Source organism: uncultured Draconibacterium sp. (assembly GCF_913060805.1).
In the GTDB taxonomy this organism is placed as follows: domain Bacteria; phylum Bacteroidota; class Bacteroidia; order Bacteroidales; family Prolixibacteraceae; genus Draconibacterium.
Window position 1 is genome coordinate 33,360 of the sequence record NZ_CAJXTC010000030.1, and the last position, 15,790, is coordinate 49,149.

At 41.7% G+C, this 15,790-nt stretch carries 15 protein-coding genes; 5 read left to right on the forward strand and 10 right to left on the reverse strand.

Going from position 1 to position 15,790, the window contains the following annotated elements; genetic code table 11:
• Positions 1 to 179: 179 nt before the first annotated feature.
• The 4 genes from QZ576_RS16740 to nuoE are packed head-to-tail and all read right to left on the reverse strand — an operon-like array spanning position 180 to position 4,201.
• On the reverse strand, positions 180 to 665 hold the full coding sequence (locus tag QZ576_RS16740; protein WP_297099067.1) for a methylated-DNA--[protein]-cysteine S-methyltransferase: 486 nt from the start codon (positions 663 to 665) through the stop codon (positions 180 to 182).
• Between the two features lie 52 nt (positions 666 to 717).
• Entirely contained in the window at positions 718 to 2,508 is a 1,791-nt protein-coding gene (locus QZ576_RS16745) for an NADH-dependent [FeFe] hydrogenase, group A6 (RefSeq protein ID WP_297099069.1), read from the reverse strand.
• A 21-nt stretch (positions 2,509 to 2,529) separates the two neighbouring features.
• Positions 2,530 to 3,714 carry an NADH-ubiquinone oxidoreductase-F iron-sulfur binding region domain-containing protein gene (locus QZ576_RS16750; RefSeq protein WP_297099071.1) on the reverse strand — a complete coding sequence of 395 codons (1,185 nt, stop codon included), beginning with the start codon at positions 3,712 to 3,714 and terminating at the stop codon, positions 2,530 to 2,532.
• A 10-nt stretch (positions 3,715 to 3,724) separates the two neighbouring features.
• Positions 3,725 to 4,201: an NADH-quinone oxidoreductase subunit NuoE gene (gene nuoE, locus QZ576_RS16755; RefSeq protein ID WP_297099073.1), complete on the reverse strand. Its 477-nt coding sequence runs from the start codon at positions 4,199 to 4,201 to the stop codon at positions 3,725 to 3,727.
• Between the two features lie 444 nt (positions 4,202 to 4,645).
• Between nuoE and QZ576_RS16760 the strand changes: the two genes are divergently transcribed.
• Entirely contained in the window at positions 4,646 to 5,047 is a 402-nt protein-coding gene (locus QZ576_RS16760) for a carboxypeptidase-like regulatory domain-containing protein (RefSeq protein ID WP_297099075.1), read from the forward strand.
• Positions 5,048 to 5,072: 25 nt separating this feature from the next.
• Here QZ576_RS16760 and QZ576_RS16765 read toward each other — a convergent pair whose 3' ends face one another.
• Entirely contained in the window at positions 5,073 to 6,722 is a 1,650-nt protein-coding gene (locus QZ576_RS16765; protein ID WP_297099077.1) for an alkaline phosphatase family protein, read from the reverse strand.
• A gap of 216 nt (positions 6,723 to 6,938) precedes the next feature.
• Here QZ576_RS16765 and QZ576_RS16770 point away from each other — a divergent pair, with 216 nt between their 5' ends.
• The 4 genes from QZ576_RS16770 (at position 6,939) to QZ576_RS16785 (ending at position 11,979) form a co-directional block, all read left to right on the forward strand.
• A complete protein-coding gene (locus tag QZ576_RS16770; protein ID WP_297099079.1) occupies positions 6,939 to 7,985 on the forward strand; it encodes a hypothetical protein in 1,047 nt (348 codons plus the stop codon).
• Between the two features lie 103 nt (positions 7,986 to 8,088).
• Positions 8,089 to 8,580, forward strand: a complete 492-nt coding sequence (locus QZ576_RS16775; RefSeq protein ID WP_297099081.1) for a sigma-70 family RNA polymerase sigma factor — start codon at positions 8,089 to 8,091, stop codon at positions 8,578 to 8,580.
• Positions 8,573 to 9,433 (forward strand): FecR family protein, encoded by an 861-nt coding sequence (locus QZ576_RS16780; protein WP_297099083.1) that lies wholly within the window; start codon positions 8,573 to 8,575, stop codon positions 9,431 to 9,433. Before QZ576_RS16775 ends, QZ576_RS16780 begins: the two co-directional genes overlap by 8 nt.
• Positions 9,433 to 11,979: a TonB-dependent receptor gene (locus tag QZ576_RS16785; RefSeq protein ID WP_297099086.1), complete on the forward strand. Its 2,547-nt coding sequence runs from the start codon at positions 9,433 to 9,435 to the stop codon at positions 11,977 to 11,979. The genes QZ576_RS16780 and QZ576_RS16785 overlap by 1 nt, the downstream gene beginning before the upstream one ends.
• Positions 11,980 to 12,051: 72 nt before the next feature.
• Here the strand turns inward: QZ576_RS16785 and QZ576_RS16790 are convergent, their stop codons facing one another.
• From QZ576_RS16790 to QZ576_RS16810, 5 genes are all read right to left on the reverse strand, one after another.
• Positions 12,052 to 12,894: an SDR family oxidoreductase gene (locus QZ576_RS16790; protein WP_297099088.1), complete on the reverse strand. Its 843-nt coding sequence runs from the start codon at positions 12,892 to 12,894 to the stop codon at positions 12,052 to 12,054.
• A 114-nt stretch (positions 12,895 to 13,008) separates the two neighbouring features.
• The gene (gene ygiD / locus QZ576_RS16795) at positions 13,009 to 13,893 is read right to left on the reverse strand and encodes a 4,5-DOPA dioxygenase extradiol (protein ID WP_297099090.1); all 885 of its coding nucleotides are present in this window, start codon (positions 13,891 to 13,893) and stop codon (positions 13,009 to 13,011) included.
• Between the two features lie 81 nt (positions 13,894 to 13,974).
• Positions 13,975 to 14,538 carry a YceI family protein gene (locus tag QZ576_RS16800; RefSeq protein WP_297099108.1) on the reverse strand — a complete coding sequence of 188 codons (564 nt, stop codon included), beginning with the start codon at positions 14,536 to 14,538 and terminating at the stop codon, positions 13,975 to 13,977.
• Positions 14,535 to 14,924 (reverse strand): hypothetical protein, encoded by a 390-nt coding sequence (locus tag QZ576_RS16805; protein WP_297099110.1) that lies wholly within the window; start codon positions 14,922 to 14,924, stop codon positions 14,535 to 14,537. Before QZ576_RS16805 ends, QZ576_RS16800 begins: the two co-directional genes overlap by 4 nt.
• A 273-nt stretch (positions 14,925 to 15,197) precedes the next feature.
• Positions 15,198 to 15,782 carry a Crp/Fnr family transcriptional regulator gene (locus tag QZ576_RS16810; protein ID WP_297099112.1) on the reverse strand — a complete coding sequence of 195 codons (585 nt, stop codon included), beginning with the start codon at positions 15,780 to 15,782 and terminating at the stop codon, positions 15,198 to 15,200.
• Positions 15,783 to 15,790: the final 8 nt, after the last annotated feature.

Below are 15,790 nucleotides of genomic sequence, written 5' to 3' on the forward strand. Positions count from 1 at the left end.
CCCAAAATTGAGCTCCATTTCTTAAGGTTAACTTTATCAGTTTCCTTATTTTTTATCTTCCTGATTTCGATAAGAAATGTGCAAACAGTATACCACAATCTTTAATGTGCAAGTATTCAGAGGTGTAGCATTTTTATAATGCTGAAGGAGTACTTCATTTTGGGACAATATTCCCTCAGTTAGAATAATCGGGTAGTAGAAGGCGTGTGCGAAAGTTCATGATTTAGTAGCCAGCGTTTGCGGTGTAAACCACCGGCATAACCGGTAAGTTTTCCTGAGCTTCCAACAATACGATGACAAGGAATTATGATCGGAATTGGATTTTTTCCGTTGGCCAGCCCAACTGCTCGCGTATTCTTTTCCGACCCGGATTGAATGGCAATATCGAGGTAGCTGGCCGTTGCCCCAAAATCTACTTTTTGCACCAGTTGCCAAATCTTTTGTTGAAATTCTGTCCCCTCAGGAGCCAATTGCAGGTTGAACTCTTTTCGTTCGCCGGCAAAATATTCATGTAGTTGACTTTCCGTCTCTTTTAAAATTGTTGGTTGAATATCTGAATCCTTAGTTTTTTCAGCATCAAAATAGATGGCCGTTAAATCCGTTTCTGTCGACTGAAGTTTGAGCCAGCCAACCGGAGAATCCATATATCGGGTAAATTGTGCCATAAAAAATCCGGTACCAAAGATACCGGATTTTACTGTAAGTTAGGTTAGCAGGTTAATACCTTTCGCGTTTCGTATATTTTGTATGCAATAAATGATGCGATACTTCACCAAGTGGTTCTTTCAGGAAATCTTTGTACAACTTCGTAATTTCATGATTCTCGTGCGATTTACGAATCGGCAATCCTTCGTCTTCGGCGTAAATCGCCTCGGCGCGTTTCTGCCGGATTTCCGGATTGGTAGGAATTGGCTGTCCACCACCACCGAGGCAACCGCCCGGGCAAGCCATAAATTCAACAAAATGATAATCGGCAGTTCCGGCACGCACTGATTCCATAACAGATTTGGCATTTATCAATCCGTGAGCAATGGCGCATTTTAGTTCAACACCATCTAGAAATGCCCACTCTTCAACCGGATTTTCAATTTTTATGGTTGCTTCGCGAATACCATCGCTTCCCCGTACCGGAGTAATATTCAGATTCTCAAACGGAACCTCACGGCCGGTAACAATCTCGTAGGCAGTACGCAAAGCGGCTTCCATAACGCCGCCGGTAGCTCCGAAAATTACTGCAGCTCCCGATGATTCTCCCATTAAACGATCGTATTTTGCCGGCTCCAGTTTATTGAAATCCAAACCGGCCTGTTTAATAAGGATCGCCAGCTCGCGCGTAGTTAAAACATAGTCGACATCGCGGTAGCCACTATCGTGCATTTCCGGCCGGAAGGCTTCATATTTTTTAGCGGTACACGGCATTATCGAAACCGAAACAATGTCCTCCGGTTTAATATTTCGAGCATTGGCGTAATAGGTTTTTACCAGCGCTCCGAACATTTGTTGCGGCGATTTGCAGGTCGACAGGTTTTTCAAATGTTCCGGGAACATGTGTTCAATGTATTTAATCCATCCCGGCGAGCACGATGTTGCCATTGGCAACGAAACCGATTCATCTTTATCGACTAACGCTTTTTTCAGGCGGGTAAGTAGTTCGGTTCCTTCTTCAATAATGGTAAGGTCGGCGGTAAAGTCAGTGTCAAGGACCGAATCGAATCCCAAACGTTTTAAAGCGGCCACCATTTTGCCGGTTATGCTTTTCCCGGGTTTCATTCCCAGCTCTTCGCCTAATCCCACACGCACGGCAGGCGCTGTTTGCACCACAACATGTTTGTTCGGATTGGCAATGGCTTCCCAAACTTCTTCAATGTAGTTTTTCTCAACCAGCGCTCCGGTAGGACAGTGGTTTACACATTGTCCGCAGTTGGTACAAACCACGTCGCGCATGGCTTTTTCGAAGAAGGTTGTGATCTTCATTTTATCGCCTTTGTGCGCCACAGTAAGCGCATTTACGCCCTGTAATCCGGCGCAGGTTCGCACACAACGCTGGCAGCGAATACATTTGCTGTCGTCTTTAATTATCGACGGCGAATAAGCATCGATCGAGAAATGTTTTAAGGGAACCAGTTCGATAAAATCCTGGGTCATAATTTTATACTCCGAAGCAAGTGTTTGCAGTTCGCAGTTTCCGTTTCGGTAACATTTGGTACAATCGGCATTATGCTCGGCCAACAGCAGTTCAATGATTTGTTTGCGCGAATTACGAACTTTTAAACTATTGGTAAGGATTTCCATACCTTCTTCGCACGGTGTTGCACAGGCCGCCGACAATCGGTTTTGCCCGGCTACCTCAACCACACAAACGCGGCAGTTTCCGGCAACGCACAAATCTTTATGATGACAAAGTGTTGGAATGGTAATTCCTTGTTCTTCTGCTGCTTCCAGAATGGTTTTTCCTGTTGTAATCTCAACCGGAAAACCGTTTATGGTGATGTTTACTTTTTTGCTCATAATCTTTCTTTTTCCGGTTTATTAATAAATCATCTCTTCTCTAAAGTTCTCTACAATCGACGAGAACGAATTGGCCACCGATTGCCCCAATCCACACTTAGCCGTGTATTGCATCGTTTCGGTAAGACGCAATAGTTTGTCGAGGTAGGAAGCAGGTTTTTCACCTCGTTTCACCGCTTTAATGCCCAGCAGCAATTGCTGGCATCCAACGCGGCACGGTGTACACTGGCCACACGATTCTTCGCGGAAAAATTCGAGGTAATTATCGAGCACATTAAACATCGAGCGCGAACTATTAAAAAGCATCATCGAGCCTCCGGTGGGCAGCGAAATGCCCGTAAGTTTGCCTTTAAATCCAATGGCAGCATCTTTAAATTTTTTGCGCGGAACAAGAAAGCCTGAAGCTCCGCCAACCTGCACCGCTTTGGTATCGCCATCGCCAAATTCGTAAACAAAATCCTGCAAACTCATTCCCAGTTCCAACTCGTAAATACCCGGTTTTGGTGTATCGCCCGATACCGAGAACAACTTGGTGCCACGTGAGTACTGAACACCCAAATCGTAGAATTTTTTTGCACCGTATTTAAAAATAGTGAAAGTGTGCACCAACGTCTCCACATTGTTGATTACGGTAGGTTTTCCCTTGAAACCGGACTGCGTGGGAAATGGAGGTTTGTTACGCGGCTCGCCACGTTTGCCTTCCATCGATTCCATCAAAGCCGTTTCTTCGCCGCAAATGTAGGCACCGCTGCCCATAAAAATCGATATTTTGAAATCGAGATCCGTTTCTTTGCAGTAGTAGTCGAACTCGTCGATGACTTTGTTTAATTCGGGCAACAGAAATTTATATTCGCCCCGCAGGTAGATATAACCTCTTTTGGCTCCCGTAATATAACCGCAGATGGCCATGGCGGTAAGTACTTTGTACGGTACGCGCGATAAAATCTCGCGGTCTTTAAAAGTGCCGGGTTCGCCTTCGTCGGCATTACAGATTACGTATTTTTCTTTTTCTTTTGATTCGGCGGTAAGTTTCCATTTTAGTCCGGTCGGGAAACCGGCTCCACCGCGTCCTTTTAACTCCGAACTGATCAGCTCGTTGATAAGATCTTGTGGTTTCTTTTTTAGTGTTGATGAGAGAATTTTTTCCCAGTCGTTTTCATTTCTGAAAATGAAATCTACACGTTTTAATTGATTTGAAGTTGCCATAATTGCCGGTTTAGTGATTCACATTTACTTTCATATAACCCGTTAAAATCTCCCGCACTTTTTCTGGCGTGAGCTCGGTATAAATTTCATCGTTTATCAGCATTGCCGGTGCCTTATGACACCAGCCCAGGCAGTTGGTTTCAAGCAGCGTGAATTGTTTGTCGGGGGTGGTTTCCCCTAAACTAATTTTCAGCATGTCTTGTATGGCAAACAAAATCTGGTTTTTGCCTTTCATGGCACAGGTAATGGTTTTGCACACACGAATAATGAACTTTCCGGTAGGTTTGGTTTCAAGGAATGAATAAAAGGTGGCAGTTCCGTACACGTCGGCAGCCGGAATATCAATTTCCCGGGCGATCTCGATCATCGAACGTTCCGAAAGGAATTTTTCCTGTTCAACCACTCCTTGTAAAATGGGTAAAACACTCTCCCGGCTTCGACCATGTTTCTCCGCCAGGTCTTTAACTAACGTTTGGATTGGATCCATGAGGCAAGTTTTAGTTTTTAAAATTGGTTTTTAGTTGTTATTGTTAAATAGAGCGCCGGCTAAGGCAAGATCAGTTGCTAGTTGTCGTATTGAATAAAGAAATAATTCTTTATTTTATTATAAACAAATGTAAGTAGTAATCTCAAAAAAAAATAGTGCTTTTGTTTCATAACATGATGTTATTCAGCAGAAAACATAAATCGTAATTAAATCCGATTTTAAATAGATCGGATATCCTAATATTTGTCATGTATAAATGTGTTCTATAAACGGTTCAAAAGGGTGAAGAATGCAATGTAGTCTAAATAAGGATAATTTTTTACTGCTACGATTTGAGATTCGTTAACAATTTATTTAAAGAAAATTAAAGGATGAAGCAACCTTTTTATGGTCTTTTTTGTCTAATTTTATAGAGCCATATAACAATTTAACAAGTTCATTAAAATGAAAACAGTATTAATCACCCATTTCGCATTGCTATTATTAATTATTCCCGGCATGAGTTGGGCCCAAATAGTAACCATAACAGGTTATGTTAATAATGGTTCCAACGGAAAAGCAATGGAAAATGTAAGTATTTTTGAAAAGAATTCGGGAATCGGAACAATTACCAATCAGAATGGATTTTATAAGCTAATTCTCGATGAGGGCGATATTGATTTATCCATTACAAACGGTGGATTTAAATCGGTTTCGCACCATGTTGAAGCAGTTTCCGACACAACATTGGTAGTTAGTCTTCAGCCGCTGTTGAGCAGCAAAAACCGACAGAAGAAGAACGATCAGGTACATGCAGAGCTAAAACCTGAGAAGAAGAACGATCGAAAGGGATTAAAACTATTCTAGCGATTTATATCGCCGACAGTTATTTTCATTTTCTTTCCACAATTTCTTTAATAATTTTTCCCTGGCACTTATCGGGTAACGGCACTGATATTAATTCGGCCAGTGTTGGTACCAGGTCAACAGCGTTGTGCGTTGTGCTAATTGTTTGTGCTTTTATTCCTTTTCCCCAGATTACGATCGGAATCCGCGATTGATCGGTGTAGTTGGCGCGTTTGTATTTATAACCGGGTTGCCAGCCTTCTTTTAAAGTGTAAATAAAATCGCCCGAGCGGTTTTTGTGGTAAGTATTATACAGTGGTTCGAACAATCCGTTTGCCGAACTTCCCTGTTCCAACTGGAAAGCGGGCATCGATACCTGCACCCCGGTAAACTGGTTAATGAAATTTGACGAAACCTCGCGCAATTCATTCAAGGTTACATTATCGTTATTGCTAATAATATCGTGATCGAGATACAACTGAAGATTGGAATAATGTTCGATCCATTTCTCCTCGCCGTAGGTAATATTCAGATAAGAAGTTAGCAGCGCGATGGCACTCTCCACATTAAAATAATCAACCGTTAGGTGAAATTCCTCTTTCAGGTACTCAACTGGGTACGAAGCTGATGTGTTTGCCGTAAGGAAAAACAGTACATTGTCTTTTCCGAATTTCTGTTCGGCGGCATCAATCAATTCGCCAATGTACTGATCGAGATACAGGTAAGTATCTTCCATTTCGAGCGATGCCGGACCGAATGAACCATTTTCATAATCCATACTTGAAAATACTGCCGTAACAAAATCGGTTACGTTATCCGTTCCAATTTCCTCGTTTTCCAACAAACGCAGGGTAAAATCCTTTATCATCATATTGGCCGAAGGCGTTGTTTTAAACGGTCTGAAATCGTTGGTGCGGCTAATGTATTTGTTTATGGAATGCGGATAAGTATTAAACTCTCCAAAATAACCACGCTCGAGCAGGTAGTCGTCGCGCAGGCTTTCAGTGTATTCGGTTTCCGGAAGCAGCGTTGTCCAGGTGCGGTGACTATAAATATCAGCATAATTTTCGCTGTTGAACAAACGCACCCAGTCCGGGAATGTACTTACATAAAACGAGCTCGAGATCATTCTTCCCGATTCGGTGTCGAACCAGTAAGCTCCGTCGGCAGCATGGCCGGCAGCAAAAATCGCCGATTCGCGGTTTAAAGCAGCGCTAAATATTTTAGCTTTTCCTCCGCTTAATATTTTCAAATTATCCGTAAGTGTTGTCGATAGCAGATTCTGAGGCGATGCGGCACCGGCTTTGGTATCGGCACCAACCGTAAAATAGTAATCGTCTTCGGTGCTGTCAATTTCCTTTTTTTTCAGGCGGTCGTACCATGTATTCGAAACAATTCCGTGAATTGACGGATGAACTCCGGTAAAAAGTGTTGCTGTTCCGCTGGCGTAGTTTTGTTCGTGCAGCGTAAGTTTTACATTCTGGCAAACTGCCCCCTGTGTATAGATTTTTTTAAATCCGTTGGGCTGAAATTTGTCCCAATAACGTTGAATGTAATCGGGGCGCATGTTTTCAACAACAATACCAATTACTACTTTGGGTTTATCGCTATTAAGCGGTTCATTGTTTTGGGCCTGAGTTTGGCCACCATGAAATAAAAGAATAAAACCTAAAACTAGAACTACACCTGCCTTCATATTCTAAACTGATTTGAGCAGCCAAAAGTAAACAATTTGAATGCTTTCAACAAAGGATTTTCATAAAGCCAATAAAAAAATAGCTAACACAAAATATTGTTTGTCAGAAGATTGAGCTAATGATCAAAAATAATTCTGAAAAAAGTGCGCAAAAGATTAGGGTGTGGGGATTCTGGTGCGGATTAGAGTTAGAAATAATCATTAAAATATAATGTCATGAAAAAAATTATTGGATTTTCAGTTGTTGCATTAGCAATGTTCATGTTCTCGTGTAATACAAACACCGACGAAGGTATTGATATTCCTGAGATGAATGATGAACAGACCTTAAAATCGGCCGAAATTGCAGTGGCCGAAGTGCAGGCCGAAGCGGCAGTTACCGAATGTAATTACGAAGTTGAATTTTTTGCCAACGCCGAACCTCTACTTACACGTTGGTGGCAAATGGGCAAATTTTTTGGATGGAGTAACAATCTGCGTTATTTCGAAAATCAGTGTCCGGATGTAACTATCGAAGAAGGTGGAGATACAGGTTATCCGCTAACGATTACGCTGAATTATGGCGATAGCACCGTGTTGAACAATGGCAAAGTGTTGAGTGGAGAAATTGTAATGATAATCTCGGCGCCACGAAATAGCCAGGATTATTCACGATTTGTGAGCTTCAACGATTTTACGGTTGATTCGATGTTGATTTACGGAACCTCGGAAGTTGTAGTTGACAAACTGGATAGTACATTCCGCAAGTTCGAATCGGAAATGACTTTTGTTTATCCTGACGGAACCACCGTTACAAGAAGTGCCGACCGTGTTTGGCAGTGGCTGGAAGGACTTGATACACCAGAAATTCAAAGTGATGATGTTGTGATCATTACCGGCGAAGTTACCGGGTTAATTGTTTGGCCCGATGGAACCGAAGAAACCTACAGCAAAATAATTACCACTCCGTTAAAACGACTGGCAATGTGCCGATACATGGTTGAAGGTCTGGTTGAAGTTCAAGTTGGAGGCGATGTGGTTTCGTTACTGGATTACGGTTATAACGAAAGTGGCGAGGATTGCGACCATTATGCACAGCTGTCAACCGATGCCGGTAAAGAAGTTATCGACCTTTCGGAAAAAAATTATAACGGTCTGGCAAAACAGAATATGCATCAAAACCAACATCAGTATACTGGTGAAAACGGAAATCAAAATGGTAACCAGAATCAAAACGGGAACCAAAATCAGAATGGAAACAATAACCATAACGGCAACGGATAGTGAGTAGTGGGAGATAATACCGGGATGTATTTCATGGTCTCCCGGTATTTCTCAATCCCGCAAATTGCTGTAACTTTAACTTTCTAATCATTGTTGCTGCGTTTTGACAAAAGAAGATTTCAAAAAGCTCTTTGATGAACATTTTAACCAGGTTCGTAACTATATGTTCTATCGTTCGGGAGATACCGAACTGGCTACTGATATTGCGCAGGAAACATTTCTGAAGATTTGGGAGAAGCAAAATAAAATTGACGACGCGAGGGTGAAAGGCCTGCTTTTTAAAATTGCCAACAACCTGTTTGTGTCGTACTACCGAAAAGAAAAACGTTCTTTTGAATTCTTTAAAAATTATGAACCGGAGGAGAAATCGCGCACGCCGGAAGAGGATTTGGTTTTCGAGCAATTGAAGGAAAATTACAGTCACGCACTGCAAAAAATGCCCGAAAAACAACGAACCGTTTTCCTGATGAGCCGCGTTGATCAACTCACCTACAGCGAAATTGCCGAAATGGTTGGGGTAAGTGTAAAAGCCGTAGAAAAGAGAATGAAACTCGCGCTTCACTTTTTACGAACTAGTTTAAAAACAAATGAATGATAAAAATAGACATAGCGATCCGTTAAACGATTTCGAAAAAGATCTTTTCGGAAAAGGAAAGATAAACTGGGAGAAGTCGGAGGCTGATGTTTGGAATGAGCTTCAAAACAAGTTAGACGAAAAACCGGCTAAAGTGGTCTCTTTCCGACACGAATGGGTTCAGTGGGCAGCGGCTGCGGTAGTTCTGTTAATCTTAGGATTCGGGGCAGTCACTTCGTACTGGCAAAAAACCATTGAATGTTTACCGGGTGAACACCTGGTAGCCGAATTACCCGACGGATCGAGTGTAGATTTAAACGCAGCATCAAAACTGGTTTATCATCCGTTAAAATGGAAATGGCAACGTAAACTGGAATTCGAAGGAGAAGGTTTCTTTAATGTGGAAAAAGGATCAACTTTTACTGTTCAGTCTGATAATGGAACTACACAGGTGCTCGGAACATCGTTTAATATTTACGCCCGCGAAGAAAATTATCGCGTAACCTGCCTCACGGGCAAAGTGCAGGTAACATCGCCAAACGACGAAAAAGTAATTCTGCTGCCGCAAAATCATGTTGAACTGGAAGAAGGAAAACTGGTGGTTACCAAAATGTTTGAACCGGAAAAAGCGATAAGCTGGAAACAAAATTATTTCTATTTCACCGGACGTCCGTTAAAAGAGGTGATTGACGAAATTGAACGCCAGTACGCCGTAACTATAAAACTCGATCCGCAATTAAATAATCGTAACTTTGGAAGTAATTTTTCGAAACAGCACAGCGTTGAAGATGTGTTGGATTTTGTTTGCAAACCAATGAATCTGAAGTTTGAAAAACAATCGAATAATGTTTACATCGTGACAGACGAAAGTTAATGAACAAGTTAACCGTCGTGGTTTTAGTAATGCTGTTGACCGTAATGCAGTTGGCGGCACAAAACCAGGAAAAAATAGAAATCAACACACGCAAAACCCCGTTAAATCAGGTTTTAATCGATTTAAAGGAAAAGTATGGCTTTCAGTTTGCTTACGACAGCGATTTACTCTCCGGCTTTTTAGTGAGTGCCAACAACAAAACGTTCAGCAGCGATGAAGAAGCGCTGCGTTATCTTATCAAAGATTTTCCGCTTGAAATTGAACGCTCGGGCGATGTTTTGCTCATTATTCCAAAACGGGAACACAAACCGGGGCTCACACAAATTTCAGGGCAGGTGTTGGAAGCCAACACTTTTGAGCCGCTTCCGTATTCATACATTCTTATTAACCGCCGGCCGGTACAATCCGATATTCAGGGACATTTCAATTTTATAGCCTCTGCCGATACTTCCTATAATCTGCAGATTTCGCACCTCGGTTATTTTGTTTACGATACGGTTGTAACTCAAAGTCTCAGTCGTAATTTTTTGCTTTATCCGCAAATTGAACGTATCGAAGAAGTGCAGATTTACAGTAATCCCATCGAAAAATCAACGCTTATTGGCTACAATGCCGGCCGAATGAAAATTAACCACCAAATTGCGCCCATTCTGCCCGGCTTTGGCGATAACTCGGTGTTTAACCTTTTGCGTTTAATGCCCGGAGTTATGGCATCGGGCGAGCAATCCAACGACTTGCTTATTTGGGGTGCGTACGAAAGCCACAGCAAAATTCAATTTGATGGATTTACGGTTTTCGGACTGAAGAATTTTAACGATAACATTGCCGTCGTAAATCCGTTGGTGGTAAAAAATATTGAAGTAATGAAAGGTGGTTACGAAGCCCGCTACGGCGACCGAGTTGGTGGAATTGTGGATATTCAGGGCAAAGACGGAACCCTGTTAAAACCTACATTTACCTTTAGCATTAACTCGATTACAGTAAATTCGATGGTGCAACTGCCGCTTTCAAAAAAATCATCGTTACTGGCTGCCTACCGTCAAACCTACCACCAGTTGTACGATCCAACACGAATAAGTATCGTCTCAAGCGAAGAAATTCCGACATCAGGATCAGGCTACGGAAATTCTCATGGAGGTGGTTTTTCAACCAAACGCCTTACAGATGTGAAGCCCGATTTTGTTTTTCGCGATGCCAACCTGAAATATACGTTTAAAGGTGACGACGGAAGCCGGATTTCGCTGAGTTTATATGGTGGAGGAGATGACTTTAGCTATGATACGGATGCTCGTTTGACCAGGTTTTTATGGACGCGTGAAGAGCAGGAAAAGAACAATCAGCTGGGCGGATCGGCGCAGTTAAATTATCCGTGGAACAATGGAGATGCAACGAATCTGACTTTCGCTTATTCGGCTTTCGAGCGTCAGTTATATCAAAAAGGCCAGCTGGAAAGTACTCAAAACGGGGATGTCAGAATTTTAACTGATTTAGATTCGGAAAACACCGTGGATGAACTGAGTTTTAATGCAGAACATACTTTAAATTTTCGCGAGGGGCATCGCTTGCTGGTTGGTACCGGTGCAATTAATAACAAGGTTGAATTGTCGCGTTTTTCCGAAGGCGATCAGGAGATTGACATTAACAATCAGTCGCCCCGCATTTATTCCTATTTGCAGGACGAATATCCGCTTGGTGAGTTGCTGGAATTAAAAACCGGTGTGCGGGTTATTTATAACACCAAACCCGGTAAATGGTATTTTGAGCCACGAGTATCGGCATCGTTTTCTGTTTTCGACGACATGAAAATAAATGCTTCATGGGGGCTGTATAACCAGTTCTTATCGAAAACAACGGTTCTCGACAGTACAAATAATTACACCGAATTTTGGTCAAATTCCGATGATGAGCAAATTCCTGTTTTAAGTGCCGAACATTTTGTGGCCGGATTATCCTATAACAAAAATGGATTCACAGCAAGTGCCGAGGCTTTTTATAAAACAACCGATGGATTGAGTCGCTATGTGGATGGCAATTTCCTTGTTCGTCAGGGTTTTTATCAGGGAAAGGCGAGAAGTAAAGGGCTCGATGTTTTTGTAAAAAAGGAGTACAAGCGGAACATGGCCTGGATTTCGTACACCTTGAGTAATACCGAAGAGCGATTTCCTTATTTTCGGCTAAGCACCTGGCAGCCCGCGCCTCACCAGCAAAAACACGAGTTGAAATTTGCCGGAGTTTATAATTATCGATCGTTTTACCTGTCGGCCAATTACGTTTACGGCTCCGGCTTTGAACGTTACGATTTTGTGGTTGATAACGACTTAAATTTTGATAAAGCTTACAGCAGGCTGGATGCGGCTTTGGTTTATAAATTCAGACCGGGGAAAGTTAAGGCCGAAGCCGGAATTTCAGTACTTAATATTTTAAATACCGAAAATATTAAATACTCAAATATCAGGATTAGCACCATCGACGAAGTTAGTGTGCTTGGTGTTTATTCCGATGCGATTTCGTTTACTCCTGCCGTGTTCCTGAATATTGAGTTGTAATAAAAAAAGCTGCCTGCATACTTCCTTTTCGGAATTTGCAAACAGCTTTTATTAAATGCTATTTTGATCGAATTATAATACGGCTTTTACTGCATCAGCCAATGGCGTTGTTGGTCTTCCAATCAATTTTGAAAGTTGTTTTGAGTCATCAAAAAGATCATCCTTTGACGCTCCTGTATCCCATCCGGCAATTGCATCAGCAAACATATCCGGCAAACCAACGCTTTTCAAAATTTTAGCGTACTCGCCTTCCGGAAGGTTATTGTATGGAATATCCTTTCCTGTTTGTTTCGATATCTCTGCAGCAAGGTCGGTTAATGTATAACTTTCGTCGCCGGCCAACTCAAATTGTTTGCCTTTATATTCATCGTTTGTCAACACCACTGCAGCTGCTTCTGCAAAGTCGGCACGTGTTGCCGATGAGATTTTTCCATCACCTGCACTACCAACAAATGCTCCTGCTCCAAGTGCTCCTTCAATCGATCCGGTATAGTTTTCAGTATACCAACCGTTACGCAAAATTGTATGCTCAATGCCCGAGTTTTTCAATAATGCTTCTGTAGCCAGGTGTTCGCCAGCCAAACTTAACGATGAAGTATCGGCATGCAATAAACTGGTGTAAACGATCCAGCTGATATCGGCTTCTTTCGCAGCTTCAATAACATTTTTGTGTTGTTGTTCGCGTTTACCGATCTCGCTTCCCGAAATCAATAATAAACGATCGATACCTTCTAATGCTCCGGCCAGTCCTTCCGGTTTTTCGTAGTCGAAAGCGCGTGCTTCAACGCCAAGTCCTGCAGCTTTTTCGGGTGTGCGCACTAGTGCTACTATATTTTCTGCTGCTGTTTTTTGTTTCAATTGTTCAACAACTAATTGTCCTAATTGACCTGTTGCTCCTGTTACTCCTATTTTCATCTTATTAAAATTTTAATTGTTTATACTTAAATTATTCCTTTTTGTTTCTCGCAGATTTCGTTGATTTTAGAAATTCAAATTCTGCGAAAATCTGCGCAATCTGCGTGCAACGTTTTATCCGATTTTTACGGAAGTCATTGCTAATGATCCTCCAACCGGTTCATCATTAAAAATACTAATTTCATCTTTTTTGTCCTGCAATGCCAGTGCATAAAGCAAAGGCAAATAGTGCTCCGGTGTTGGTATCGACAACTGGAAAGCCCTGCCTAGTTTTGAATAATTGATCAAATCCTGGTGATTGCCGGCCAGTATCAATTCCTTCATTTTTTCGTTGGCTTCATTGGCCCAATCAAAACCGAAGTTTTCGTTGAGTTTACCCCAGTGTACCATCCGTAAATTGTGCACATTGTTACCACTGCCCACGATCAAAATTCCTTTTTCGCGTAGTTTATTCAGCTCTTGCGCCAGTGCATAATGTTCCTGCGGTGTTTTTCGGTAATCAAGGCTCAACTGTATCACCGGAACATCGGCCTCAGGGTACATGTGTCGGATTACCGACCAGGCACCGTGATCGAGGCCCCACTTATCATCGAGATGAACTGGAGTATTCTGAACCATGTCTTTTACTTCCTGTGCCAATTGTGGCATTCCCGGTGCGGGATATTGCACCTCGTAAAGTTCCTGTGGGAAACCACCAAAATCATGAATGGTTGATGGTTGTTCCATCGCGGTAACTCTTGTTCCCTGTGTTTCCCAGTGTGCCGACACTACTACAATTGCTTTTGGCTTTTCAATTTCGGAAGAAACTTTTCTGAATCCCTGAACAAATTCGTTCTCAGTGATTGCATTCATCGGACTTCCGTGCCCAAGAAAAAGCACCGGCATTTTTGGAGTATTCTCCAACGATTCTGTTATTTTATTTAATGCGTTGAGTTTCATACCTGCAACTGTTAGAGGCACTGCTGCCATTACTGTTTTTAAAAATTGTTTCCGTTCCATGTTTTCGTGTATTAGCAATTGTTTTCGGGCCCGTCGGCTGTTATCTCAAAACCGATAAATGCCTCACATTGTTCTTGCGCATTAAAGTGCAAGAGAGATATCGAGCGTAAAAATGTCGTTAATCGCTTTGTCTCCCAGGTTATCGAAGAACGAGTTTGATCCGTAACGTACATCAAATTTCGATCGGTCAACTTCAACTTCTGCGTTGTAAGTGTTTCCGTTTTTTACCACATCGAAAGTAACTTCCTCGGTGTTTTCTTTGATGGTCAGTTTTCCGGTTACGCTGGCTTTACCATTTTCAAATTTTGTTGCTTTGGTAACCACAAATTTTGATGTCGGGTATTTTTCAATGCCAAAAAAATCATCTGATTTTAAGTGACCCACCAGTTTTTGGTTGTACTCTTCGTTATCAAGGTCTTTATTAACGATGGAGCTCATGTCGATTACTACTTCGCCACCAACGATTTTGTCGTTTTTGAATTCGAAATACCCGCTTTTTACATCGATCTCGCCATGGTGAGAACCGCCAATTTTTTTACCGGTCCATTTTACAACCGACGCTTCTTGTTTTACTTCTTTTTTCTGTGCAAATGTTGCTACACTCGCTGCTAATACAAGCACTGCTACTAATCCTAATTTTTTCATTGTTCTAAATTTTTATTGTTGTTATAAATTAATTCGTTAATAATTTGTCCGTCGCAATTCCACTGCTGCACTGCAATGTGGGTGTATTTACGGTCGCCCCATTCTTCGTGGCAGAAATCAAATTCCCATTCCACCACCGAAACTTTCTCGCCAATAATTACATTTTTTACATTGGCTTTTCTGAACGCTGTTATGCCGGTAACCAGGTTTTCTTCCTGTAAACGACAGGCATTTTTTCCTACAACTGCTTCGTCGTTTTCTTTTCGAACGACATCATCGGCATAAAACTTTTCGAATGCTTCTAAAATGTGTCCTCCAAGGATCATGTCGTTTAGCTTTTCGACTCGCTCCTGAACTGATAATTTTTTTGGATCTATTTTTCGCATCGTCATTTGTTTTAATTGTACGATACAAAAGTAGGGCACAGGCATGCCTCGCACACTTGACCTATGTTAAGAAATGAAATTGATCTAGGTTAGTTTAATATTGGTGGATTTGTTGAAAGTCCTTTAAAATCAATATGTTTAAGCCTGAATCCCTAAAGGGAGCTCGATTGATTTTTAGGATTTCTCCCTTTAGGGATGGGGTAAAAATCCTAAAAGTTGTATAGGAGAAATAATTTTAAAGTTTGAATTATTCGAGATGTATTCAGTGTTGATTTAGTGTTTCTTACGTATCCGGCTCAGACTTTCGGGCGTAATTCCAAGATATGAGGCGATGTAAACCAAAGGCACGCGTTGGAAAATATCGCCATGTTCTTTTAGCATGTCGTTATACCGGTCAACTGCCGATTCCCACATTGTAGCATTTAACCGCTCCAATGCATTAATGTATGCCTTTTGGAAAAGTATTCGAAAGTAACGTTCCAGTTTTGGTACTTCGTCATAAAGTTGCTCCAGCCGTTCGTATGAAACGCGTAGCAGTTGCGAATCTTCCAAGGTTTCGAGGTAATATTTCGAGGGGCGTTGCGAAAAGAAACTTTCCAGGTCGCTTATCCAGCTGTTGTCTAATCGAATCTGGTAGATATGTTCGATTCCTTTGGCATCAACGTAATACGAGCGCAAACAACCTTTAATCACGAAATAAATGTATTTACAGGTTTCGTCGGGTTCCAACAGGTCTTTTTTCTTTTTTACTGTAATCGGTTCGAAAGCGGAAAGAATCAACTTCTCATCGTCTTCAGAAATGTTTTTTACCCATTTTTTTATGTAGTAAATCAGTTTGTGATCTGTTGGTGCTGTCATGTCTGTTT